The organism is Thauera sp. JM12B12 (genome assembly GCF_039614725.1).
In the GTDB taxonomy this organism is placed as follows: domain Bacteria; phylum Pseudomonadota; class Gammaproteobacteria; order Burkholderiales; family Rhodocyclaceae; genus Thauera.
Genome location: NZ_CP154859.1, coordinates 2,390,373 through 2,414,034 on the forward strand (window position 1 = coordinate 2,390,373; position 23,662 = coordinate 2,414,034).

A 23,662-nucleotide genomic window follows, 5' to 3' on the forward strand; every position below is an offset into this window, starting at 1 on the left:
GTTCGCACCCGCCTTCAGGTCGGGAGCGAGAGCTCGTCGCGCAGCACCCTGCGCAGGATCTTGCCCATCTCGTTGTAGGGCAGTTGCTTACGGAAGCTGATCACGGCAGGCACGCGCGAGGAGCGCAGGCGCGCACGCACCCAGTCGCGCAGTTCGGCCTCGCTGACATCCGTACCGCGATTGATGACCACCGCCGCGCCGACGGTCTCGCCCCATTCCGTATCGGGAACTGCAACCACGGCCACATCGGCGATCGCCGGATGCTGACGCAGCACATCCTCGATCTCTCCCGGCGAGATGTTCTCACCACCGCGCACGATCACGTCGTCGGCCCGACCATCGAGGTAGAGAAAACCGTACTTGTCCACATAGCCACGGTCCCGCGTCGGGAACCAGCCGTCCCCGTCAAGCAGGCTGCCGATGCCCAGGTACTCACCGGATACCTGCCCACCGCGCACGAAGACGTCTCCCACCTCTCCCACCGGCAAGGCCTTGCCGTCGCAATCGCGGATCTCGATCTCGACCGTGCCGATCGGGCGGCCGACCGAATGCAGGCGCTTCCGGACCTCGGGGTCGACGCTGAAGAAGCCTTCGCGGTGGCCGTCGGGGTCGAGCAGTGCGATGGTCGAGCTCGTCTCGGTGAGGCCATAGGCATTGGTGAAATCGACCCCGGGCCAGAGCTGCATGGCACGCTCGATCACCGGCGCAGGCATCTTGCCGCCACCATAAGCAAGCGCGCGCAGGCTCGGCAGCGCCGCATCTCCCCCGCTGGTGTCGATGTACTCGATCACGCGCGCAAGCATCGTGGGGACGACGAAGGCATTCGTCACCTTCTCGCGCTGACAGGTGTCGAGCCAGGCCTCGCCATCGAAATTAGGCAACTGCACCATGCGACGGCAGGCATACGTTGAGCTCAGGATCGCCGAAATTCCGGCGATGTGATACGGCGGCACCGCGACGAGCGTGGCATCGTCATCCTGTGCCGCACCGAATTGCACGGTACCGAGGATGTAGCTCATCAGATTTTCGTGGCGCAGGACGGCCGCCTTGGGCGCACCCGTCGTGCCACTGGTGAACAGCTGCACTGCGACCGCATCCGGCTCTGCGGGGACAGCGTCGTCTGCCGGCACGCCCGCATCGAACGCCTCGCGGAGGAAGGTCTCGCGGTCGACCACGATGAATCCTGGCGGAATCTCCACGCCTTCGAGCAGGGCCGGGTCGGCAATCAGCCAGGCCGGAGCGATCCGGGCCAGCAGCGCCTGGATCTCCGGCTTTGTCAGCCGGTAGTTCATCGGCACGTACGGAAGCCCGGCGCACGCCGCAGCGTACAGCGCGACCGGCGCGGCAATGCTGTTGATGTCCAGGAAGCCGACGTGACGACAACCGCTCCCACGGATCTTCGCACCGGCGCGACGCGCAGCTTCAAGCATCTCGGCATAGCGTATCGAGCGCTCACCACAGGTCACTGCAACCCGTTCCGGATGGCATTCCGCCGCCATCTCCAGCGTCATCAGCACGTTCATGGCCTCAGTCCGAGGACGGCAGGGCCTTCGCCTGCTTGACCACGAGCTCACCGCCGTCAATCGACAGGCTACCCTTCCCACCCTTGGTGCACAGGAACTCGAAACGCTCCGCTTCATCGGTGTAGCGCTTGCCCACCAACGTGCCCTGGGCAAGCGCAGCCTCCGGGGCCAGACCCGCCGACTTCTCTGCGGTCATCGCAAGCATCTCGGCGCCACCGCATTCGAGGCGGATATCGTCCGCAGCCGCTCGAACCACCATCACCTCGGTATCGCACACCGCACTTTTCAGTCGCGAACCTGCTTTCAACGTAGCCATTTCAGCTCCTCGAACGATCCAGGGTTGGAAAGACAGCGAACGTGCCAAGCACCCTTCCGGAACCGAAATCTCCGGCCGCCGCTATCGATGAGCGAATTCTGTTCGATGCAAAGCGCGCTCATCAACGCCTCTCCGGCACCCTGACCTGAATTGAGCCCGAATAGGCCGAATCAGACCTTTGCGGCGATCCCGCCCCTCACGGTTTTTTTCTATCTTGGCTCTGGGGCTGCACCTTCCGCCCGTGCCTCGGACCAGCCATGTCGCGCACTACCTGATCCGACACCCCAGGCAGCCTCACCCTATTCCGCAAACGAGCACGAGACACGAGCATGCAGCCACCTCCTCCTCTTTCCAGCCTTCGCGTGATCGAGAGTTCCATTCTCGGCCCTGCCGCAATCACCACCGCACTGGCCGACCTGGGCGCCGACGTGATCAAGGTCGAATCCCCAACCGGCGACTACATCCGCGAGATGACTTGGCCGATCATCGAGGGGGTCTCGCTAATGCACTACCACCTCAATCGCGGCAAGAAGAGCATTACGCTCGACCTCAAGGTCGAGGTCGCCCGCGGGATCTATCGCGAGCTGGTGCGCGGTGCCGACGTCGTCATCGAGGCATCCAAGCCGGGGGCACTGGCCCGCTACGGACTCGGCTACGACGACCTGCGCAAGATCAACCCGAAGATCGTGTTCTGCACCGTATCCGGCTACGGTATGACCGGCCCCTACAAGGACATGCCCTCGCACGGGATCGCCTATGACACCTGGAGCGGCATCGTGAAGCCGGCCTATGACGAGGAGGGCTTCTGCTACATCCCCGAGCACATCGGCATCGGCATCAACGCAGCGCCGCTTTTCGGCGGGCTGGCCGTCCTCGCGGGCGTCATCCGTGCGCGCGAGACCGGCGAAGGCTGCTTCATGGAGCTCGCGCAGAGCGACGCGGCTGCCGCTTTCGACTGGTACCGCAGCGAGAGCCACATGGCCTACGCCCGCCCCGAGGACGTGGTCACCGGCAACAAGGCCGACAACTACGTGCGCCGTCCCGTCGCCACGGCGGGCATGAAGGAAGGCGTCCGCTATCAGCTCTATGACAGCGCCGACGGCCACGTGCTGTTCATGGCCTCCGAGCAGGCATTCTGGAAGAACTTCTGCGCCGGCGTCGGCCGCATCGATCTTTTCGAGAAATGGCCGGGCTCGAAATACGCCGACCACGCGCGCGGCAATCGCGAACTCCAGGCCATCCTGCGCGACATCTTCCGCTCGCGCAAGACCCGGGAATGGCTCGACTTCGGTGTCGAGTTCAACACGCCGATCGCCCCCGTCAACACGCCGGCGAACATCGTGGACGACCCCCAGTTCAAGGACCGTTTCCACGTGCTGCCGCAGGAGCGGCACGGCGCCGACATGCTCGGCTTTCCGGTCAAGTTCATCGGCGAGCCCGAGGTTGCCCCCGAACGCGCGCCGACCGTTGGAGAACACACCGAAGCCGTGCTGAACAAGGTCCTCGGCTATGACGCCACCCGGATCGCCGAACTGCGCGAAAAGGGTGCCCTCGGCTGATCGTGCGCAGCGCGTCATGCAATGAAACATGAGCGGCCACATTCGATACCGCAAGCGCGGAGCGGGCACGAGGTGGCTGCATAAAATCGATTCGACAGGAAGGGCGCACGACATCCGGTGCGCCCCACGCATCGAAACAGCATCCGGAGGCAATGACACATGGACAGTCCCCTTCATACCCCGCTCTGCGACAAGCTCGGCATCGAGTATCCCGTCGTCGCCTTCACACACTGCAAGGACGTCGCCGTCGCAGTGATAAACGCCGGTGGTTTCGCCGTGCTGGGCGAGGCCCTGCACACCCCGGACCAGATCGCCGCCGACATCAAGTGGATCCGCGAGCGCATCGGCGGCAAGCCATTCGGCATCGACCTCGTTCTGCCCTCCTCGGTGCCCGAGGAGAAGACCGTCGACGAACTGATGGCGATGATTCCGCAGGAGCAACGCGATTTCGAGCAGCAGATCAAGCGCAAGTACAACGTCCCCGATCCCAAGGTGGCGCCGGACATTCACCACTGGGGCGGGCTGGACCAGAAGCGTGCGCTCGACCAGCTCGAGGTCATCTTCGACGAGCGCGTGCCGGTGTTTGCCTCCGGCCTGGGATCGCCGGCCTTTTTGCTCAAGCGCGCGCACGAGCTGGGCATGCAGGTGTGGGGCCTGGTCGGCAAGCCACGGCAGGCCAAGCGCCAGATCGAGGCCGGCACCGACGTCATCATTGCCCAGGGCTACGATGCCGCAGGCCACACCGGCAATATCGGCACCTTCTCCATCGTCCCGCAAGTGGTAGATGCGGCGCGTGGCACGGGCGTCCCGGTGATCGCCGCGGGCGGCGTCACCACCGGTCGCCACCTCGCTGCAGCGCTCGCGCTCGGCGCCGACGGCGTGTGGACGGGCTCGCTGTGGCTGACCTCGCGCGAATCGGACGTCAACATGCCCCTCAAGGAGCGTCTGCTCGAGGCCGAGACCGAGGACACCATGTACTCGAACTGCATCTCGGGCTACACCATGCGCACCACGCGCTGCCCGTGGCACGACGAGTGGATGAGCGACGCCGCACCCGCAGTGCTCAAGCCACCGCTGCAGATGATCCTGTCGTCGAACTACATTCAGGGCTCGCTGGACTATCAGCGCAAGGACCTGATGACCGAGGCCGCCGGCCAGGGCATCCACTACGTCAAGGAGATGAAGCCCGCCCGGCAGATCCTTTCCGACATCGTCGAGGAGGCACTCGATGTCTTCGACCGATTCTCAGCCTGAGTCGCCCTTCAGTGCCGGGTTCGAACCGGCACTTCGCGACCTCGAGGCCGAATGCGACGGGGGCCGCCCGATCGAAGGCACCCACTTCGCCGGGCGGCAATCCTTTACCGGCCGCCTGACCGGACATTACCGGGACTACGGCCCCTATCCCTGGCGCTGGTACCTGCTCGGCTCGCTCACACGCAAACCCGAGGGCTTCGCCCATGAAGCAGTCTGGTGCGACGCCGACAGCCTGTACCCGGTCTCCGACCCCGGGCGGACGATCGAACAATCCTGCAGAACGGAGTAAACAATGCGAATCGTGGTTTGCGTGAAGGAAGTGCTGGACCCGGCTGCGGTCAACAACTACGCCCTGGCAGGCGGCCTCAGGATGAGCGCCGACGGTCGTCACCCGGACGTCGCCGCCATCCCCCGGCTGATCAACGGCTATGACGAACAAGCGCTCGAGGCCGCCCTGCGTCTGCGCGACGCGGGCGTGGACTGCCGCATCGTGGCGCTCACCATCGGCAGCGACGCGACCGCGATGCTCAAGCAATGCGCGGCACTCGGCGCCGACGAGATTGTTGCCATCGACCCGGGAGGGATTGCATCGGATACCAGCGGCATCGCGAAAGTGCTCGCTGCCTGGATCCAGAACACTGGCGGGGCCGACCTTGTGCTCTGCGGACGCCAGGCGTCCGACGACGATCAGGGCGTAGTGCCGCTCGCGCTCGCGGAAACCCTTGGCCATGCAGTGACCACACTCGCGCGCGATGTCAACTTCGCTGACGGTCAACTGACCGTCACGCGCGCAACCCCGGAAGGCGATGAGGTCGTGCGTGGAAAGCTGCCGGCAGTCGTCACGGTCAGCAACGAACTCGGCGCCCCGCGCTTCCCGACTGCCAAGGCAAAGATGGCTGCCCGCAAAATGGTCGCTGAAGTCGTTCCGATAGACAGCCTCGGCGTTGATCCGGCCACGCTTACGCCGCAGATCGAGTTGCAACGACAGGTCGTACCGCAGGTTCAAGGCAACTGCGAGTTCATCACGGGCTCTCCTTCCGAGATCGCGCAGGCTCTGATGGCACGCATTCGCGCAGTCTGAGCGTCGAGAATCCGGCGAGCGCGGCCGCCGCCGGACTCGGCCCGGGCGCCCTTGCCAGAGCCACCCTCAGGCCAGCGGCGCGACCCCGCTGAGCAGCAGGCGTACCAGCTCCGTCTGCCGCGTCACACCCGTCTTTGCAAAGATCGCACGCAGTTGGCATCGCGCGGTATTACGGCTGATACACAACTGCTCGGAAGCCTCGTCAACAGTCATTCCTCCGAGCAACTGGAGGGCGAGGGTGGACTCAGCGGGAGTCAGTCCGTAAAGTCGCTGGAGCACGGACTGGGATGCCTGCGACTTCTGCTCCGCATCGCGGATGATCACCACCACGGCTGGGCTTTCAGCAGAGTCGGACCACTCGGTCATTGGCGCAGCCTTGATCACGACCCCAAGGTTCGGGCGCCCGGACGGTCGCGTCAGGGACATGCCCGAGACAAGGTGAGGCCGCGGAGTCGTCTCGCCACTGATTGCATGCTCGATCATGCCCTGCAGTTCTCTGTTCTCGGCGCCGAATGCGGCATGGAGGCGACCGTTGATCACGCTTAGACCATCGCGCTGATGCAGGATCTCCATCGCCGCATTATTGCTGCGCAGTATGTGCCCGCACCTGTCGAGGATCACCGCCCCCACGGCGAGCCGTTCGAGCGTCCCGGCGTACAGTTGGCGTTCCGCCTCGGTCACATCGATCTGATTACGCAGCCTGACCGCGCAGCGAATATGGGGTAGCAGGACCTGACAGATCGCACGCTCGGCATCACCGAAATTCTGGCTCCGTTCTGCACGGCTAACGCGCAATCGGCAACAAGGATCGCCACCATCCCCCAGGTCAGCGCCCAGGTAGTAGCGGATCGTCAGCGGCGACAGGAACTCCTTGTAGATTGCGCTGCGCAGCCACTCCTCTTCATTCACCACTTCCTCGACTGTCATTACCTGCCCCACCGGCAGATTGACGAACGGGTCGACGGCGTAGAAGAAACTGTTGTAGGTCTCTGCGATCTCCGGCTTTGCCTCACCGGCAAAAACCACCTGCCAGGGGTGCTCGGGCGACGGCGGGCGCAGGATCATCGTCACGTAGTTGGCATCCAGCCTGTCGCGAAGGACACTAAGGAACCCGCTCCATGGTGTCGGATCAGACGTGCCCTCATGGACCATTCGCACAAGCCGATCGTATTCGGCCAGCGTAAGACCGGATTTCAGGAACAAGTCTTCGAAGTCGCTTCCAGAGATATCCACGCTTTCGGGCTTCCTTTCGGCCAAAGCCTCATCGCGTACAACGGGCAGAAACCAGTTGCAGTTGGGTAAACAAGCATTCAGCCGCACGATGCAAGGCTTCCACGGTAGCCCCGAACCGTGGCGATCGTCCTTGACCTGCCGCAATTCTGGGCGGTCCGACGTCCTGACGTCGAACATCTGAACCGCCCCACGAAACGGAGGTTGATCAAGCGGCCGCGCCGGCTGCCGCCTGATTTCCACAATCTGGGCCCCGGCGGAGGCGAGCTTGAAGACCTGCTGATGACTAACGAATCGGATGAAACCTCACCCGGGCCGACGCAAGCCGTTGGTTCGAAACGCCATGCTCGGGAAGGATATTTCCGGGCGCGCACGCGTCCATTGGCCGTAAGATTGCCGCCTGTCGATCCCTCAGCCTGCCAGATGTTGCCCAACCCCGACCAGAACGCTGCCGCATTGCTCGTCGTCGACGACGATCTCGTCGCCCAGGCACGCATGAAGGCCTACTTCAGCAAGGAAGGCTATCGCGTGCTGCTCGCCGAGGATGGCGAGAGCTTCTGGCGGCAGATCGGCAAGGGCGAGGCCGAGCTCGTGCTCCTCGACATCAATCTTCCGGGACAGGATGGCCTGTCGCTCGCGCGCGAGTTGCGGGCGCGCAATCCGTCGATCGGCATCATCCTGGTCACCAGCCGCAGCGACGATGTCGACAAGATCGTCGGGCTCGAGGTCGGCGCCGACGACTACGTCACCAAGCCCTTCAATCCGCGCGAGCTGCTCGCCCGCGTCAAGAGCCTGCTGCGGCGGACGACGGGCGCAAGGCCGGGCGGCGACGAGGATCTTTTCGCCTTCGCCGGGTGGACGCTCAATCTGCCGCGGCGCCGGCTCAGCGACCCGCTCGGGCGCGAGGTGGTGCTGACGCGCGGCGAGTTCGAGTTGCTGGCGATGCTCGTGCGCCACGCCGGCGAGGTCATCAACCGCGACCGCCTCTCGCGCGCCGTCAGCGGGCACGACTGGTCGCCCGAGGATCGCTCGGTGGATGTGCTTGTGCGCAGGCTGCGCGCCAAGCTCGACGCGCCCGAGCGCGCGGAATCGCTGATCGCCACGGTGCGCGGCGAGGGTTACCGGCTCGCGGTGGACGCCGAGCGCGTGTCCGGCTAGCGGTCGGATTCGGGCGCGGACACGCCGCGGGCGATGGCGCGCGCACCCTCGAGCGCCACGAGGGTCGCGACCCAGGTCCCCGCCAGCGCCTCGACGCGTGCGACGAGCAGGCTCTCCACGCCTCCCCTCAGGACGTCCTGTTCGAGCGCCGCGGCCTCCGCGCCCAGGCGCACCGCGCCGACGCTCACCGCCGCGCCGCGCAGCTTGTGTGCGAGCCTGGCGCAGCGCGCCGTGTCCGCCTCGTTCGCCGCAGCGAGCAGCGCGGCGACGAGCGGGTCGCCCTGGGTGCGGAAGATGCGCACGATGTCGTCGACCACTTCGGTGCCGAGCGCCACCTCCTCCTCGCGCAGGAAGGCGACATCGACCCATTCGTTCGCATCGGCAATCGGCGGTGTTCGGCCCTCGGCCTCCATGCGCGCCGGGATTGCCGCGACCTGCGCGCCGACATCCGTCCGCCCGTCTTCCGGAGGGCCGCCCCCGCTCATGTCCTTGCCAAGGCCCTCGCCGAGCAGCGCCGCCAGCACCGCACCCAGCTTTGCCCGTGAGAAAGGCTTGGACAGGAAGGCCGCAAACCCGGACTCGAGCAGCGCATCGACCTCGCGCCGCGGGATGTGGGCGGACATCAGCACGGCCGGGGTACGCGCATGCTGCGGCAGCATGCGCATGCGCGTGAGCAGTTCGCGGCCGTCGCCGTCGGGCAGGTTCATGTCGACCAGGGCGAGCTCCACCGGCCGCGCCTCGAGCAGGCGCAAGGCGTTCTGGATGTCGGGCGCGCTGACGGCCTGCTGGCCGAGGGCGTCCAGGAAGCGCTCCACCACCATGCGGTTGACCTCGTCGTCCTCGACCACGAGCACCCGGTGACCGCGCGCGAGTCCATTCGCGCCCGGATCGGCCGCGGTGGATGCATCGCCGGCGGCAGGTGCCGCGACCGCGGGCAGGCGCAGATCGAAGGCGACCGTCGTGCCCTGCCCCGGCGCGCTCACGAGCGCGATGCGGCCACCCATCGCCTCGACCAGGCGCCGGCACACCGCGAGCCCGAGCCCGGTGCCGGCGTGATGGCGGCCGCTGTCGCGCACCTGGACGAAGGGCTCGAACACCTCCTGCTGGCGGGCGGGCTCGATGCCGATGCCGTGGTCCTCGACCGCGAAGTGCAGCACGTCCGGCCCGACGCCGCATCGCACATGCACCGTCACCGCGCCCTCGTCGCTGAACTTGATCGCATTGCCGACCAGATTGAGCAGGATCTGGCTGAGCTTGCGGCGGTCGCCTTGCACTGCGTCCGGCACCGCCGGATCGACCTCGGCGACGAGCGCCAACCCCCGTGCCGCGGCCCGCGTGCCCTGCACCGCGAACACGTCATTGACCGTGTCGCGCAGGCTGAACGTCATGCTGTCGAGCTGCACGCCGCCGGCCTCGATGCGGGCGAAGTCGAGCATGTCCTCGAGCAGTTCGAGCAGCAGCAGCGCCGCAGCGCGCATCTGCGCCTGGTACTGGGTGCGCTCGGCGGCGGTCGTGGACTCCTCCACGAGCTCGAGCAGGCCGAGGATGCCCGAGAGCGGCGTGCGCAACTCGTGGCTGACGGTGCCGAGAAAAGCCGTCTTCGCGCGGTCGGCGCCCTCGGCAACCTGCCGCGCACGGGCGTGATCGGCGGTCTCGCGCGCGAGCGCGGCATTGGCTTCGCGCAGCTGCGCGGTGCGGGCGAGGACCTCGCTCTCGAGCTCCTGCTGCTGCCGCCTGAGCGCCGCGGCGAGGCGGTCGCGCTCGATCGCATCGTTGCGGAAGCGCTCGAGCGCGCGCGCGAGCGAGGCGAGCTCGTCGTCTCCGGTCGTGTCGATGCGGACTTCGCGCTGTCCCGCAGCGAGCGCGAGGGTGGCCTCCTCGAGCGCGAGCAGGCGGCCGAGCGTGTGCCGACGCAGCACGTGGATGCCGACCAGCACGGTGACGAGAAGGAGCGCGGCGGCGATCACGCCGAAGGCGATCAGCCCCGAGGTGGCGCTGCGTTCGGCGGCCGAGCCGGCAGCGGCGAGGATGCGGCCGCCGCGGTGGATGAGCTCGCCGGCGAGGGCGTCGAGCTCGGTGGTGAGCTCGCCGACCGCGTTCTGCAGGGCATCAAGCTGCCCCCGCAGCGCGATCTCGCGCGCGCGCAGCGCGAAGGCCCCTTCGTCTTCCAGTGCCGACGACAGCAGCCTGTGCGCCTGCAGACCCTGCTCCCGCCCGCCCGGGTCGGCGATATCGGCGAGCCGCCGCCCGAGCAGCACAAGATGGTCGCCGAACTCGGCGCGTGCCCCCTGCAGCCGCGACACCGACTCGAGCTCGTCGAGGCGGTCGATCAGGAAAGCCAGCGCATGCACGGTGAGATTGAGTTCGTGCATGCGTTCGAGCGCATCGACATCGAGGTCCAGCACACGATCGCGCGCGGCCTCGCGCACCTGCGCGGGCAGGCCGGGTTCGGCCGCGCCCGGCTGCAGCAGCGTGGTCAGGGTCGAGACGAGCTGCGCAGTGGCGTTGTCGGCGTGGATGCGGGCGAGTTCGTCGAGTTCGTCGATTCCGGCGCGCAATGCGCGGACGCGCTCCATGCGCTCGGCACGCAGCAGCAGGCGCTCGGCGATGGTGTGGCTCATGGACTCGAGGCCGGTGGCGAGCTGGTCGCCGGTCGTCTGCAGACGAGTGCGCAGCTCGGCTTCGACGTGGGGCGAGCGCAGCGCGGCAAGGCGGTCGCGCACGAGCGGCACGTCGGCACCGAGCGCGGCGCGCAACAGCTCGAGTTCGGCGGCCGAGTCGGCGCGCACCAGCCGTGGTGCCAGCGCGGCCAGACGTGCGTTGGCGCGGACGGCCTCGTGCAAGGCGTCGGCAGCCGGCAGCGTCTCGCGCACGATGGCCTGCTGACTGCCCACCACGCGCTGGAAGCTCAGCCAGCCCACGGCCGCCACCAGCACCGTACCGATCGCAGCTACGAGCAGCCCGAGCAGCAGGCGCTCGCGCAGACCGAACCGGCGTGCGCGCGGGCGATTCACGTAAGATTGGGCGGTCGGGTTCTGGATTGAGTGGGGCATGCGTGTGCAGCGGTGGAGGACCATGATGCGCCGGGTTTCATCTTACCGGTGGTGCGCCCGGCGGGGGCTGCGCATGTGCGCACTCGCCACCGCGCTGGCCGCAAGCGCGGCGCAGGGCGCTACGCCGGCCGCCCCCGAGTGGCCGCTGGAGCGCTGGGAGGGCGATCACCGCGCCGAGCCCCGCGCCGACGCCCGACCGGCAGGCCATTCACTGCCCTCCCCGACGCAGCGCTGGATGCTGTGCGCGGTCTATCCACATCTCAAGGACAGCTACTGGCTGGCGGTCAATTTCGGCATGACCGAGGAGGCGCGCGCGCTCGGCGTCGGGCTCGGGGTGCGCGAGGCCGGCGGCTATGGCCAGCTCGCGCGCCAGCGCGAGCGGGTAACGGACTGCCTGCGGGATGCCGCCAACGATGCGCTGCTGATCGGCACCGTGAGCCGCAGCGGGCTCAACGACCTGCTCGCCCCCCAGCTCGGTCGCACGCTCGTGCTCGGCCTGGTCAACGACATCGACCCGCAGGTGGTGCGCGCGCGCATCGGGGTGCCGTGGTATCAGCTCGGCTGGGCGGTCGGCCGCTGGCTGGCCGGGCGCCATCCGGGCGGCGGCCCGCGGGCCCGCATCGCCTGGCTGCCCGGACCGGCCGACGCGGACTGGGTCGGCTTCATCGACCGTGGCTTCCGTGACGCGATCACGGGCAGTGCGGTCGAGATCGTCATCGAGCGCCACGGCGACACCGGCCGCGCAATCCAGCGCCGGCTGGTGGAGACCGTGCTCGACGCGCAGCCGCAGCTCGATTACCTGGTGGGCAACGCGCCAATGGCCGAGGCCGCGATCGCCGAACTGCAGCGCCGCGGGCGCGAGGACGCCACCGCCATCGTCGCCTCCTACCTCACGCCGGGCGTACATGGCGGGATCATGCGCGGCCGCATCCTCGCCGCGGTGACCGACTTTCCCGTGCTGCAGGGGCGGCTGGCGGTGCGCCAGGCCCTGCTGGCGCTGGAGGGGCTGGCGATCGAGCCCTACGTGGGGCCGGCCGTGGAGCTCGTCGACCGCGCCTCGCTGGCGCGCTTCCCGGCGCAGTGGATGCTGCCGCCCGCCGGTTTCGTTCCCGTGTACGAGATCGCGCCGACCCGGCCCTGAGGCCCGGTCGGCGCGCGAACGCGTTCCGGAAGGCTTACATCGGCTTGGCGTTCCGCTCCAGGAAGTCGAGTACCAGGGCGCGTTCCTCATCGCTCAGCCCGGCGCGCGGGAACATGCTCTCGGTGATGCCGTGCCACTGCTTGACGGTGTAGTCACCCGGCTCGCGCGGCACATGGCAGAGCGTGCAGCGTTCGTAGAACAGCTTCTCGCCCGGCGTCAGACCGGCGGTGGCGGCGGCCTTGGCCTCTTGGGCGCGCTCGGTCAGGGCGAGCGCGGCGGCCTCCACACGCCCGGTCGTGGTCTCGACCACCGGCGGCTCGTAGGCGCGGTTGGGGCCTTCGGCGTCGGTGCATTTGCGGAAGTAGGCCAGGCAGGTATTGGCGCTGGTGGCCTGGCTGAGGTCGCTCGCCGCCACGCTGGTGGTGAGCACGTTGATCGCGCCGCTGTTGCAGCGGCCCTTGCTGTCCTTCGACAACCAGGCGCCTTCGTAGATGCTGATCACGCCCTTCATGATGTTGGACGACACCCGGGCGCCGACGATGACCGCGCCGCGGTCGTTGTACACCTCGATCAGGTCGCCGTCCTTGACGCCGCGTTCGCGCGCGTCCTCCTCGCTGACCAGCGCGAACTCGCGGCCCTGGATGTTGAGGTGCTTCGCGCATTCGGCGTTGGCCATCTGCGAGTGCACCCGCATGTAGGGGTGCGGGCTCACCACATGCACCTGTCCCGGCTTGGCATTGCCGAGGAATTCGGCCGGCTCGAGGTACTTCGGGATCGGCGGGCATTCCTTGGTGCCGAAGCGCTCGAAGGCTTCGACGTACAGGCCGATCTTGCCGGTGGCGGTGTGCAGCGGGTTCTTGACCGGATCGGCATAGAAGTCGCCATGGCGCACCCAGCGGCGGGCGGCGGCGGGCACTTCCATCTCGGCGACGCCGGTTTCCCAGAACGCCTCGAAGGGGATCGTGGCGTCGGTGTTGGCGTAGCTCTTCCTGACGATGTCCATCACCGTCAGGCCCTCGGTGAAGCCGTACTCGACGCCGAACAGCTCGGCGAGGCGGCGGAAAATCTCGAAGTCGTCCAGGCTCTCGCCATAGGGCTGGATCACCTGGCGCATCGCCCAGATCTTGTCGTTGCTGTAGGTGCCGCCCGTGCTGATGTCGTCGCGCTCGAGGTGGCTGGTGGCCGGCAGCACGATGTCGGCGTAGCGCGAGGACGCGCACCACCACGGGTCCTGGTTCACCACGGTGTGCACCTTCTTCGCCATCGCCTCGATCAGCTCGTTGGTGTTCTGCTGGTGATGGACGAAGTTGTTGCCGGCGTTGTAGATCATGTGCACGTCGGGGAAGGTGAAGTTCGCGCCGTCGCGGGTGTAGGGCTTGCCGGGGTTGAGCAGCATCTCCGAGATGCGCGAGGCCGGGCAGCGCCCCTTGGCCGGGTTGCGTCCTTGCGGGATGCCGACCGCGCCGCGCTTGCCCGACACCGGCATGCCGCCACCACCGTAGTGCCAGGAGAAGCCCACGCCCTCGCCCGGCTTGCCGATCTTTCCGGTCATGGCGGCGAAGGCGATGATGGCCCAGTGCGTCATCTCGCCGTGGTGGGCGCGCTGCAGCGACCAGGCGCCGGCGAACTCGGTGCGCTTGCTGGCGAACAGGTCGGCCATCTCGACGATCTTCGCCGCCGGGATGCCGGTGATCTTCGCCGCCCATTCCGGGGTCTTGGGCGGCGTGCCGTCGGCGTCCTTGCCGAGCAGGTAGGGCAGGAATTTCTCGAAGCCCACGGTGTACTTGTCCAGGTAGGCCTTGTCGTACTTGCCGGTGGTGTAGACGTGCCAGCACATGGCCAGGAACAGCGCGGTGTCGGTGTTGGGAACGATCTTCACCCACTCGGCGCGCATGGCCTCGTCGGTGGTGGTGCGCTGCGGGTTGATCGACACGAACTTCACGCCGGCATCGCGGATCGCCTCCCAGCGCGAATACATCTGGTGGTCGGCCACCGTGTATTCGATGCGGTTGTTCTTCCACGGGTCGCAACCCACGAGCACGAAGACCTCGGTGTGGTCGCGGATCACTTCCCAGGAGGTCTGCGGCGAATACACCTCCATGTCGCCGATGATGTGCGGCAGGCTGACCTGCGAGGCGCCGCCGGAGTAGTCGCCGGTGGTCACGCTGTGGCCGCCGATGAGGCCGAACAGCCGCCCCTGCAGCACCTGCGGGCGCAGCACGCCGGCATGCGACCAGCCGCCGTAGGACGCGCTGAACACGGCGTCGTTGCCGTGCTGCTCGATGGTGCGCAGGCTGGCGTCGGCCACCAGGGCGAGTGCATCTTCCCAGGACACGCGCACGAACGGTTCCTTGCCGCGCAGGTGCGCCTTGACGTCGCCGCGCGGATTGGCGAGGTAGGAGCGGCGCACCATCGGGTACTGCACGCGGGTGGGATGGTAGGTGCGGCTGAGCACACCTTCGAGCAGCATCTGCGTCGGCATGGGGTCGAAGCCCGGCAGCGGCTGCACGCCGATCAGCACCCCATTCTTCACCACCGCCTTGAAGGGACCGTAGTGCGAGGCATGCGGGATCAGCACGGTGTCGGCGGCGAACACCTCGTTGAGGCCGAAAAGCTTGAGACCGCCCGCGGCGACGGCGATGGCGGCGGAGGACTTGAGGAAGGCGCGGCGGCTGAGCGACATGATGGATCTCCCGGTTTCGGCCGCCGGCCGAAGCGGCCCGCGGTTCTTCATGGCTTTCATCATCCTTGCCGCGCGTTAACCGAGGCTGGAGAATTGCTAACCGCGTTCGCTTCTTCGTTAACCGCATTAACTTCGACCCGGCGCCTCGTCACCGAGCCGCGGCGCATGCAGGTTCCGCACCATCCTCTCCATGGCCTCCGGGCCCAAACGTCATGAGCATCCAGACCGTCCCCACCCGCCCCTTCGCCGGCCAGCGCCCCGGCACCTCCGGCCTGCGCAAGAAAGTCACCGTCTTCCAGCAGCCGCACTACCTCGAGAATTTCGTGCAGGCGGTGTTCGACACCTTGCCCGGCCACGCGGGTCAGACCCTGGTGCTGGGCGGCGACGGCCGCTTCCACAACCGCAGGGCGGTGCGCACCATCCTGCGCATGGCGGCGGCCAACGGCTTCGCCAAGGTGCTGGTGGGCCGCGGCGGGCTGCTGTCGACGCCCGCGGTGAGCGCGGTGATCCGCCACCGCGGCGCCTTCGGCGGCCTCATCCTGTCGGCCAGCCACAACCCGGGCGGGCCGGACGGCGACTTCGGCATCAAGTACAACGCCGCCAACGGCGGCCCCGCACCGGAGAGGCTCACCGAGGCGATCTACGCGCGCAGCCTGGAGCTCGCCGAGTACCGCATCGAGGACGCGGGTGCGGACATCGACTTCGACACCCTGGGCACGCGCGCGCTCGGCGCCATGACCGTCGAGGTGATCGACCCGGTCGCCGACTACGCCGAGCTGATGCAGCAGCTGTTCGACTTCGACGCCATGCGCGCCTGGTTCGCCGCCGGCCACCGCATGCGCTTCGACGCCATGAGCGCGGTGAGCGGGCCCTACGCACGCGCGATCCTCGAGGGCCAGCTCGGTGCTCCGGCGGGCACGGTCATCAACGGCGAGCCGCTGGAGGATTTCGGCGGCCACCACCCCGACCCCAACCCGGCGCACGCCGCCGAGCTGATGGCGGCGATGTCCGGCCCCGATGCGCCCGACTTCGGCGCCGCCTCGGACGGCGATGCCGACCGCAACATGATCCTCGGCCGCGATTTCGTGGTCACCCCGTCCGACAGCCTGGCGGTGCTCGCCGAGCACGCCACGCTCGTCCCCGGCTATCGCGCCGGGCTCGCCGGCATCGCGCGCTCGATGCCGACCTCGCGTGCCGCGGACAAGGTCGCCGCGGCGCTCGGCATTCCGTGCCACGAGACGCCCACCGGCTGGAAGTTCTTCGGCAACCTGCTCGACGCCGGCCAGGCCACGCTGTGCGGCGAGGAGAGCTACGGCACCGGCTCCGGCCACGTGCGCGAGAAGGACGGCCTGTGGGCGGTGCTGTTCTGGCTCAACCTGCTCGCCGCCACGGGGCGCTCGGTCGCGGACCTGGTGCGTGCGCACTGGGCGCGCTTCGGCCGCCACTACTACTCGCGCCACGACTGGGAGGGCATCCCCACCGAGCGCGCCGACGCGCTGATGGCGGCGCTGCGCGCAAGTCTGCCAGGCCTTGCCGGGCGCGACTGCGGCGACGGGCTCCGAATCGAAGCGGCCGACGACTTCGCGTACACCGACCCGGTCGACGGCTCCCTGAGCACCCGCCAGGGCGTGCGCCTGCTCTTCACCGACGGCAGCCGCATCGTCTTCCGCCTGTCGGGCACCGGCACCGAGGGCGCCACGCTGCGCGTGTACCTCGAGCGCTACGAGGCCGACCCCGCCCGCCACGAGCAGCCGGTGCAGCAGGCGCTGGCCGCGCTGATCCGCATCGCCGACCAGGTGGCGGGCATCCGCCAGCACAGCGGCATGGAGGCGGCCACCGTGGTCACGTGATCGGGGCGGGGCTGGCCGTGGCGACTGTCATGCCATCCCCACACCCAACGGGGTCATAATGGCGGCATTCCCGCAGGCAACCATCGGGAGCCGCCCGTGGCCACACCAGAACTGGAACGCATCCTTGCGCGACACCGCAGGGACCCGCTGCAATTGCTGCAGATCCTGATCGATGTCCAGGCTCACGAGGGCTGGTTGCCACCGGCCACGCTGAGCGCCATCGCCGAGGGCCTCGCGATCCCGCGCGCCCGGGTAGAGAGCACGGCGAGCTTCTACAGCTTCCTGCACACCCGGCCGGCGGGCGAGTTCCGCATCCTGTTCTCCGACAACATCACCGACCGCATGCTCGGCAACCAGGCGCTGATGCGGGCGCTGTGCGACACGCTGTGGCTGGAGCCGGGCAAGGTGTCGGAAGACGGACTCGTCTGCGTCGACACCACCTCCTGCACGGGCATGTGCGACCAGGGGCCGGCGGCGCTGGCCAACGGGCGCACCATCACCCGCCTCACCCCCGAACGCATCGACGAGATGGCGCACCTGATCCGCCGCCGCGTACCGGTGGGCGACTGGCCGCCGGAGTGGTTCCTCGTCGAGGACAACATCCGCCGCCGCGACGTGCTGCTCGACCACGGCCTCGCGCCGGGCGAGGCGCTCGCCGCTGCGCTCGACCGCGGGCCGACCGCCCTGCTCTCCGAGATCGAACGCTCCGGCCTGCGCGGGCGCGGCGGCGCGGGCTTCGGCAGCGACATCAAGTGGCGCTCGTGCCGCGACGCCTGGGGCGACGCGCACTACGTGATCTGCAACGCCGACGAGGGCGAACCCGGCACGTTCAAGGATCGCGTGCTGCTCGCGAGCTACTTCGACCTGGTGGTCGACGGCATGTGCATCGCCGGCCTGGCGATCGGCGCGAACAAGGGCTTCATCTACCTGCGCGGCGAGTACCGCTACCTGCTCGACCGCCTGGAGACCCGGCTCGCGCAGCGCCGCGAGCAAGGCCTGCTCGGTCGCAACATCCTCGGCCGCGGCTTCTCCTTCGACATCGAGATCCACCTCGGCGCCGGCGCCTACATCTGCGGCGAGGAGTCGGCGCTGATCGAGTCGCTCGAGGGCAAGCCGGGCAAGCCGCGCATCCGCCCGCCCTTCCCCGTCACAAACGGCTACCGCGGCCAGCCGACCACGGTGAACAACGTCGAGACGCTGGCGCTGGCAGCGCTGATCGCGGTGCGCGGCGGCGAGTGGTTCCGCGCCATCGGCACGCCGGCCTCGACCGGCACCAAGCTGCTGTCGGTGTCGGGCGACGTCGAGCGTCCGGGCATCTACGAATTTCCATTTGGCGTCACGGTGGCCGAGGTGCTCGAGGCCGCCGGCGCGCGCGACACCCAGGCGGTGACCAGCGCCGGCGCGGCCGGCCACTGTCTGGCGGCCGACGAGTTCGGCCGCCGCATTGCCTTCGAGGACGTCGCCACCGGCGGCTCGATCATGGTCTTCGACGCCTCGCGCGACATGTTCGAGGCGGCGCGCAACTTCGCCCACTTCTTCGCGCACGAGAGCTGCGGCTTCTGCACGCCGTGTCGCGTCGGCACCGCGGTCAACGCGCGGCTGATGGACAAGCTCGCCGCCGACCGCGGCTCGCCCTACGATCTCGATGAGATGGCGAAGATGCACCGCCTGATGCAGGGCGCCAGCCATTGCGGGCTGGGCAACACGGCGACGATCGCGATCGACGACATGCTCGCCAGGTTCCGCCCCGCCTTCGAACGCCGCCTGATGTCGACCGAGTACGAGCCGGCCTTCGACCTCGACGCCGCGCTCTCGCAGGCGCGCCGGATGACCGGGCGCGACGACCCGGGGGCACACTTGGGCGACAACCGCGCGGCGCTGGCCGCAGAACGCGCCCACGCGCGGGGCGACGCTGCCCTGGCCGCCGAGTGGCTCACGCCCTCCCCCGTCAAGGCCGCTCAAAAACGGGGCTTGCAGCCATGAACGATTCCTTCCTGCTCGACGGCGAGGAGATTCCCTTCACGCCCGGCCAGACCGTGATGCAGGCCGCCACCGCTGCGGGCAAGTACATCCCGCATCTGTGCTGGCATCCGGACTTTGCCGCGCATGGCTCGTGCAAGCTGTGCACCGTGAAGATCGGCGGCCGCTTCGCCACGTCCTGTACGGTGCGCGCCGCCGCCGGCCAGGAGGTGGAGAACCGCACTGAAGCGCTCGACGCCAAGCGCCGCACCCTGCTGCAACTGCTCTTCGTCGAAGGCAACCACTTCTGCCCCTCGTGCGAGAAGAGCGGCGACTGCGTGCTGCAGGCCACCGCCTACGAGATGGGCATGCTGACGCCGCACTTCGACCACTTCTACCCGGACCGCCCGGTCGACGCCTCGCACCCCGAGGTGCTGCTGGAATTCAACCGCTGCATCCTGTGCGAGCTGTGCGTGCGTGCCAGCCGCGAGGTCGACGGCAAGAACGTGTTCGCGCTCGCCGGGCGCGGTACGCGGTCGCATCTGATCGTCAATAGCGAGAGCGGGCGCCTCGCCGATACCGACTTCGCCGCGACCGACCGCGCGGCCGAGGTCTGCCCGGTGGGCGTGATCCTGAAGAAGCGGGTGGGTTTCGCGGTGCCGATCGGCGCACGCACCTACGACCTGAAACCGATCAGCGCCGCGGCCACTGAAGGCGCGCCGAAGGATGCCTCGGTGACCGCCACGGCGCGCGAGAAGGAGGCCCGCTGATGGACCGGCACAACGTGAACGAGGCACCGGGCTCGAGCCCCGCTGCGCCGCCGCGCAAGCTTAAGGTCGCCACCGTGTCCCTCGCGGGCTGCTTCGGCTGCCACATGTCCTTCCTCGACATCGACGAGCGCATCCTGCCGCTGCTCGAGTTGGTCGAGTTCGACCGCTCGCCGCTCACCGACGTCAAGCACTGCGGCCCGTGCGACATCGGCCTCATCGAAGGCGGGGTGTGCAACGCCGAGAATGTGCACGTTCTGCGCGAGTTCCGCGCCAACTGCAAGGTCCTGATCGCGCTCGGGGCGTGCGCGGTCAATGGCGGCCTGCCCGCGCAGCGCAACCACCTCGACCTCGGCGACATCCTGCAGATGGTGTATCGCACCGGCCACGGCCTGGCCCCGGGCAGCGCCATCCCCGACGACCCCGAGCTGCCGCTGCCGCTGAACCAGGTGCATCCGGTGCACGAGGTGGTGAAGATCGACTACTTCCTGCCCGGCTGCCCGCCCTCGGGCGACGCGATCTGGGCCTTTCTGACCCAACTCATAGAGGGCAAGGACCCGGCCCTCGGCCACGGGCTGCTGCAGTATGACTGAGACTCGCGCAATGAGCTTCGAACTCGAAACCGCCCCCGCCGACGCCGGTACCCTGCGCCGCGTCGCCATCGACCCCGTGTCGCGCGTGGAAGGCCACGGCAAGGTCACGATCCTGCTCGACGAGCACAACAAGGTGCACCAGGTGCGCCTGCACATCGTCGAATTCCGCGGCTTCGAGCGCTTCATCCAGGGCCGCCCGTACTGGGAAGTCCCGGTCATGGTGCAGCGCCTGTGCGGCATCTGCCCGGTGTCGCACCACCTCGCCGCGAGCAAGGCGCTCGACCTCGTCGTCGGCGCGACCAAGGTCACGCCCACCGCGGACAAGATGCGCCGCCTGATGCACTACGGCCAGATCCTGCAGTCGCACGCGCTGCACTTCTTCCACCTGTCCTCGCCCGACCTGCTGTTCGGCTTCGACTCCGAGGTCGGCCGGCGCAACATCGTCGGTGTGGCGGAGAAGTACCCGGAGATCGCGAAGAAGGGCATCCTGCTGCGCAAGTACGGCCAGGAGGTGATCCGCCTCACCGCCGGCAAGCGGGTGCACGGCACGGGTGCGGTACCGGGCGGCGTCAATCGTGCGCTGAGCGTCGACGAGCGCAAGGACCTGCTCAAGGACGCCTATCAGATGATCGCGTGGAGCCGCGAGGCGGTGCACATCATCAAGGAGCTGCACCAGCAGAACCCCGCCCTCTACGACCACTTCGGAACTTTCCGCTCGAATTTCATGGGCATGGTCGCGCCCGACGGAAGCCTCGACCTCTACCACGGCGTGCTGCGCGCCAAGGACGCCGACGGCAGCATCCTGTTCGACCAGGTCGACTACCAGACCTACGACCGCCTCATCACCGAGGAGGTCAAGCCCTGGAGCTACATGAAGTTCCCCTACTTCACGGCCATGGGCCCGGAAAACGGCTGGTACAGGGTCGGCCCGCTCGCGCGCGTGCAGAACTGCGACAGCATCCCCACGCCGTTTGCCGAGCACGAACGCCGCGAATTCGTCGCCTACGCCGGCGGCAAGCCGCTGCACGCCACGCTCGCGTACCACTGGGCGCGCATGATCGAGATGCTGTTCGCCGCCGAGACCATCAAGGAACTGCTGCAGGACGACGACCTCTCCGGCACTGACTTGATGACGAGCGGCCAACGCCGGCGCGAAGGCGTGGGCGTCATCGAGGCACCGCGCGGCACCCTCTTCCACCACTACCAGGTGGGCGACGACGACCTCGTCAGCATGGCCAACCTCATCGTCTCCACCACCCACAACAACCAGGCGATGAACAGCGCGGTGCGCGAAGTGGCCAGGCAATACCTCGATGGCAACGAGATCACCGAGGGTCTGCTCAACCACATCGAGGTCGCCATCCGCGCCTACGACCCCTGTCTGTCCTGCGCCACCCACGCGCTCGGCAAGATGCCGCTCGAGGTCACCCTGGTCGACGCCGAAGGCACGGAGCTGGACCGGAAATACAAGCAATGACGGCGCCGGTGCTGGTGTTCGGTTGGGGCAACCCGAGCCGCGGCGATGATGCGCTCGGGCCGCTGTTCGTGGAGGCGGTCGAGGCGATGGCGCTACCGGGTGTGGAATGCCTCACCGACTTCCAGCTTCAGGTAGAGCATGCGCTGGATCTCAAGGGGCGCGAGCGGGTGCTGTTCGTGGATGCTTCGGCCAGCATGGCGACGCCCTTCCAGATCGAGCCGATCCAAGCCGCCCGTGACGCGAGCTTCACCAGCCATGCGGTGTCGCCACACGCCATCCTTCAGGTCTTCGAGGACATCGAGGGCCGCCCTGTCCCGCGCAGCTGGTTGCTCGCCATCCGGGGCGAATCGTGGGAGCTCGGCATGCCATTGGGGGCGTCCGCTCGCGCAAACCTGCACGCAGCCCTTGCCGCCTTCGGCACCTGGCTCTCCGGTCCCGCCTAGGGATTTCCCTGGACCGTCCGGTCCGCGCCCGCCGCGCAGATCGCCCGCATTCGCGAGCGACCGCGATGCCCCGCCCGGAGCGAGCGCGCTCCCGCTTGCCGCTGGGCCCGAACGATAGCCGGCGCTTGCCCCTTACAAGCCGCGCAACTGCTCCAGCGCCTCCTCCACCCGCTCGACCGCGATCACGGTGAGTCCCTCGATCGGCTGCTTGGGCGCGTTCGCGCGCGGAACGATCGCGGTGTCGAAGCCGAGCTTGGCCGCTTCCTTCAGCCGTTCCTGCCCGCGCGGCGCGGGGCGGATCTCGCCGGCAAGGCCGACCTCGCCGAACACCGCTAGCCCGCGCTTGAGCGGACGGTCGCGCAGCGAGGACACGATCGCGAACAGGATCGCGAGGTCGGCCGCCGGCTCGGTGATCTTGACCCCGCCGACGGCATTGACGAACACGTCCTGATCGAAGCACACCACACCGGCGTGGCGGTGCATCACCGCAAGCAGCATGGCCAGCCGGTTTTGCTCCAGGCCGACCGACAGCCGGCGCGGATTGGGGCTCTGCGATGAATCGACCAGGGCCTGCACCTCGACCAGCAGCGGGCGGGTGCCTTCCTGGGTGATCAGCACACAGCTGCCGGCGACCTGCTGCGAGTGCTGCGACAGGAAGATCGCCGAGGGATTGGAGACGCCGCGCAGGCCGCGCTCGGTCATCGCGAACACGCCGAGCTCGTTGACCGCGCCGAAGCGGTTCTTGAACGCCCGGATCAGCCGGAAGCTGGAGTGGGTGTCGCCCTCGAAATAGAGCACGGTGTCGACGATGTGCTCAAGCACGCGCGGACCGGCGAGCGTGCCATCCTTGGTGACGTGGCCGACCAGGATCAGGCTGGTGCCGCTCTGCTTGGCGAAGCGGGTGAGCTGCGCGGCGCATTCGCGCACCTGGGCGACCGAGCCGGGGGCGGACTGCAGGGTCTCGGAATACACGGTCTGGATCGAGTCGATGACCGCGACCCGCGGGCGCGCCGCGCGCAGCGTGTGCAGGATGCGCTCGAGGTTGATCTCGGCCAGCATCTGCAGCGGCGACGATGGCAGTTGCAGGCGCTGGGCGCGCAGCGCGACCTGCTCGCCCGACTCCTCGCCGCTGACGTAGATCACCCCTGCAGCCGCCTTGGCGGCCGCGCCCTCTCCGCCCGCGGCCGGACGCGATCCTGCAAGATGGGACAAGGCCTGCAGCAGCAGCGTCGACTTGCCGATCCCCGGGTCGCCACCGATCAGCACCACGCCGCCGGCGACCAGGCCGCCGCCGAGCACGCGGTCGAACTCGTCCAGGCCGGTGGGCTGACGCGGTTCCTCGCGGGGTTCGAGTGCGGACAAGGGCTGCAAGCGGCTGGTTTCGCCCGCCAATGCGGCGAAGCGACTACCTGCTGCGGGCGCGGACGGCTCCAGTACCGTCTCGACCATGGTATTCCAGGCCTGGCATTGCGGGCACTGGCCTTGCCAGCGCACGGCCTGCGCACCGCATTCGGTGCAGACGAAAGCGGATTTCGAGCGTGCCATCGAGGGGATCCGTAATGAAAACGCCCCGCA

General features: G+C 68.2%; 18 protein-coding genes. 12 read left to right on the forward strand and 6 right to left on the reverse strand.

The annotated features are described in order from the left end of the window. Positions 1-14 precede the first annotated feature (14 nt). Entirely contained in the window at positions 15-1,523 is a 1,509-nt protein-coding gene (locus AAG895_RS10680) for a class I adenylate-forming enzyme family protein (protein ID WP_345791999.1), read from the reverse strand. Between the two features lie 4 nt (positions 1,524-1,527). Then, positions 1,528-1,839, reverse strand: a complete 312-nt coding sequence (locus AAG895_RS10685; protein ID WP_345792000.1) for a hypothetical protein — start codon at positions 1,837-1,839, stop codon at positions 1,528-1,530. Between the two features lie 329 nt (positions 1,840-2,168). Between AAG895_RS10685 and AAG895_RS10690 the strand changes: the two genes are divergently transcribed. The 4 genes from AAG895_RS10690 to AAG895_RS10705 all read left to right on the forward strand — a co-directional run bounded on the left by AAG895_RS10690 (position 2,169) and on the right by AAG895_RS10705 (position 5,733). Then, a complete protein-coding gene (locus AAG895_RS10690) occupies positions 2,169-3,398 on the forward strand; it encodes a CoA transferase (RefSeq protein ID WP_345792001.1) in 1,230 nt (409 codons plus the stop codon). Between the two features lie 159 nt (positions 3,399-3,557). Then, the gene (locus AAG895_RS10695; protein WP_345792002.1) at positions 3,558-4,652 is read left to right on the forward strand and encodes a nitronate monooxygenase; all 1,095 of its coding nucleotides are present in this window, start codon (positions 3,558-3,560) and stop codon (positions 4,650-4,652) included. Then, a complete protein-coding gene (locus tag AAG895_RS10700) occupies positions 4,627-4,941 on the forward strand; it encodes a hypothetical protein (RefSeq protein WP_345792003.1) in 315 nt (104 codons plus the stop codon). The genes AAG895_RS10695 and AAG895_RS10700 overlap by 26 nt, the downstream gene beginning before the upstream one ends. A 3-nt stretch (positions 4,942-4,944) precedes the next feature. After that, on the forward strand, positions 4,945-5,733 hold the full coding sequence (locus AAG895_RS10705; RefSeq protein ID WP_345792004.1) for a hypothetical protein: 789 nt from the start codon (positions 4,945-4,947) through the stop codon (positions 5,731-5,733). Between the two features lie 66 nt (positions 5,734-5,799). On the opposite strand, the gene AAG895_RS10710 is transcribed toward AAG895_RS10705, so the two are convergent. Next, positions 5,800-7,143, reverse strand: coding sequence for a helix-turn-helix transcriptional regulator (locus tag AAG895_RS10710; RefSeq protein ID WP_345792005.1), 1,344 nt, complete (start codon positions 7,141-7,143; stop codon positions 5,800-5,802). Positions 7,144-7,386: 243 nt separating this feature from the next. On the opposite strand from AAG895_RS10710, the gene AAG895_RS10715 reads away from it, so the two are divergent. Further along, positions 7,387-8,121, forward strand: a complete 735-nt coding sequence (locus AAG895_RS10715) for a response regulator (RefSeq protein WP_345792006.1) — start codon at positions 7,387-7,389, stop codon at positions 8,119-8,121. On the opposite strand, the gene AAG895_RS10720 is transcribed toward AAG895_RS10715, so the two are convergent. After that, positions 8,118-11,174, reverse strand: a complete 3,057-nt coding sequence (locus AAG895_RS10720; RefSeq protein WP_345792007.1) for an ATP-binding protein — start codon at positions 11,172-11,174, stop codon at positions 8,118-8,120. The genes AAG895_RS10715 and AAG895_RS10720 overlap by 4 nt on opposite strands. Positions 11,175-11,247: 73 nt before the next feature. On the opposite strand from AAG895_RS10720, the gene torT reads away from it, so the two are divergent. Then, the gene (gene torT / locus AAG895_RS10725; RefSeq protein WP_345792008.1) at positions 11,248-12,315 is read left to right on the forward strand and encodes a TMAO reductase system periplasmic protein TorT; all 1,068 of its coding nucleotides are present in this window, start codon (positions 11,248-11,250) and stop codon (positions 12,313-12,315) included. A 34-nt stretch (positions 12,316-12,349) separates the two neighbouring features. Here torT and AAG895_RS10730 read toward each other — a convergent pair whose 3' ends face one another. Continuing rightward, positions 12,350-14,998 (reverse strand): molybdopterin-dependent oxidoreductase, encoded by a 2,649-nt coding sequence (locus AAG895_RS10730; protein WP_345792009.1) that lies wholly within the window; start codon positions 14,996-14,998, stop codon positions 12,350-12,352. Between the two features lie 212 nt (positions 14,999-15,210). Here AAG895_RS10730 and AAG895_RS10735 point away from each other — a divergent pair, with 212 nt between their 5' ends. The 6 genes from AAG895_RS10735 (at position 15,211) to AAG895_RS10760 (ending at position 22,087) form a co-directional block, all read left to right on the forward strand. Continuing rightward, positions 15,211-16,848, forward strand: coding sequence for an alpha-D-glucose phosphate-specific phosphoglucomutase (locus AAG895_RS10735; protein ID WP_345792010.1), 1,638 nt, complete (start codon positions 15,211-15,213; stop codon positions 16,846-16,848). A 96-nt stretch (positions 16,849-16,944) separates the two neighbouring features. After that, positions 16,945-18,831, forward strand: a complete 1,887-nt coding sequence (locus AAG895_RS10740; protein WP_345792011.1) for an NAD(P)H-dependent oxidoreductase subunit E — start codon at positions 16,945-16,947, stop codon at positions 18,829-18,831. Beyond that, entirely contained in the window at positions 18,828-19,577 is a 750-nt protein-coding gene (locus tag AAG895_RS10745; protein ID WP_345792012.1) for a 2Fe-2S iron-sulfur cluster-binding protein, read from the forward strand. The genes AAG895_RS10740 and AAG895_RS10745 overlap by 4 nt, the downstream gene beginning before the upstream one ends. Then, entirely contained in the window at positions 19,577-20,167 is a 591-nt protein-coding gene (locus AAG895_RS10750) for an NADP oxidoreductase (RefSeq protein WP_345792013.1), read from the forward strand. Before AAG895_RS10745 ends, AAG895_RS10750 begins: the two co-directional genes overlap by 1 nt. A 10-nt stretch (positions 20,168-20,177) precedes the next feature. Continuing rightward, on the forward strand, positions 20,178-21,644 hold the full coding sequence (locus AAG895_RS10755; RefSeq protein ID WP_345792014.1) for a Ni/Fe hydrogenase subunit alpha: 1,467 nt from the start codon (positions 20,178-20,180) through the stop codon (positions 21,642-21,644). Further along, positions 21,641-22,087: a hydrogenase maturation protease gene (locus AAG895_RS10760; RefSeq protein ID WP_345792015.1), complete on the forward strand. Its 447-nt coding sequence runs from the start codon at positions 21,641-21,643 to the stop codon at positions 22,085-22,087. Before AAG895_RS10755 ends, AAG895_RS10760 begins: the two co-directional genes overlap by 4 nt. Before the next feature lie 132 nt (positions 22,088-22,219). Here AAG895_RS10760 and radA read toward each other — a convergent pair whose 3' ends face one another. Continuing rightward, on the reverse strand, positions 22,220-23,632 hold the full coding sequence (gene radA / locus AAG895_RS10765) for a DNA repair protein RadA (RefSeq protein ID WP_345792016.1): 1,413 nt from the start codon (positions 23,630-23,632) through the stop codon (positions 22,220-22,222). Positions 23,633-23,662 lie beyond the last annotated feature (30 nt).

Coding starts and splice junctions, on each gene's coding strand:
- AAG895_RS10680 (WP_345791999.1), bottom strand. CDS start 1,523: ATGAACGTGCTGATGACGCTGGAGATGGCGGCGGAATGCCATCCGGAA.
- AAG895_RS10685 (WP_345792000.1), bottom strand. CDS start 1,839: ATGGCTACGTTGAAAGCAGGTTCGCGACTGAAAAGTGCGGTGTGCGAT.
- AAG895_RS10690 (WP_345792001.1), top strand. CDS start 2,169: ATGCAGCCACCTCCTCCTCTTTCCAGCCTTCGCGTGATCGAGAGTTCC.
- AAG895_RS10695 (WP_345792002.1), top strand. CDS start 3,558: ATGGACAGTCCCCTTCATACCCCGCTCTGCGACAAGCTCGGCATCGAG.
- AAG895_RS10700 (WP_345792003.1), top strand. CDS start 4,627: ATGTCTTCGACCGATTCTCAGCCTGAGTCGCCCTTCAGTGCCGGGTTC.
- AAG895_RS10705 (WP_345792004.1), top strand. CDS start 4,945: ATGCGAATCGTGGTTTGCGTGAAGGAAGTGCTGGACCCGGCTGCGGTC.
- AAG895_RS10710 (WP_345792005.1), bottom strand. CDS start 7,143: ATGTTCGACGTCAGGACGTCGGACCGCCCAGAATTGCGGCAGGTCAAG.
- AAG895_RS10715 (WP_345792006.1), top strand. CDS start 7,387: ATGTTGCCCAACCCCGACCAGAACGCTGCCGCATTGCTCGTCGTCGAC.
- AAG895_RS10720 (WP_345792007.1), bottom strand. CDS start 11,174: ATGCCCCACTCAATCCAGAACCCGACCGCCCAATCTTACGTGAATCGC.
- torT (WP_345792008.1), top strand. CDS start 11,248: ATGTGCGCACTCGCCACCGCGCTGGCCGCAAGCGCGGCGCAGGGCGCT.
- AAG895_RS10730 (WP_345792009.1), bottom strand. CDS start 14,998: ATGTCGCTCAGCCGCCGCGCCTTCCTCAAGTCCTCCGCCGCCATCGCC.
- AAG895_RS10735 (WP_345792010.1), top strand. CDS start 15,211: ATGAGCATCCAGACCGTCCCCACCCGCCCCTTCGCCGGCCAGCGCCCC.
- AAG895_RS10745 (WP_345792012.1), top strand. CDS start 18,828: ATGAACGATTCCTTCCTGCTCGACGGCGAGGAGATTCCCTTCACGCCC.
- AAG895_RS10750 (WP_345792013.1), top strand. CDS start 19,577: ATGGACCGGCACAACGTGAACGAGGCACCGGGCTCGAGCCCCGCTGCG.
- AAG895_RS10755 (WP_345792014.1), top strand. CDS start 20,178: ATGAGCTTCGAACTCGAAACCGCCCCCGCCGACGCCGGTACCCTGCGC.
- AAG895_RS10760 (WP_345792015.1), top strand. CDS start 21,641: ATGACGGCGCCGGTGCTGGTGTTCGGTTGGGGCAACCCGAGCCGCGGC.
- radA (WP_345792016.1), bottom strand. CDS start 23,632: ATGGCACGCTCGAAATCCGCTTTCGTCTGCACCGAATGCGGTGCGCAG.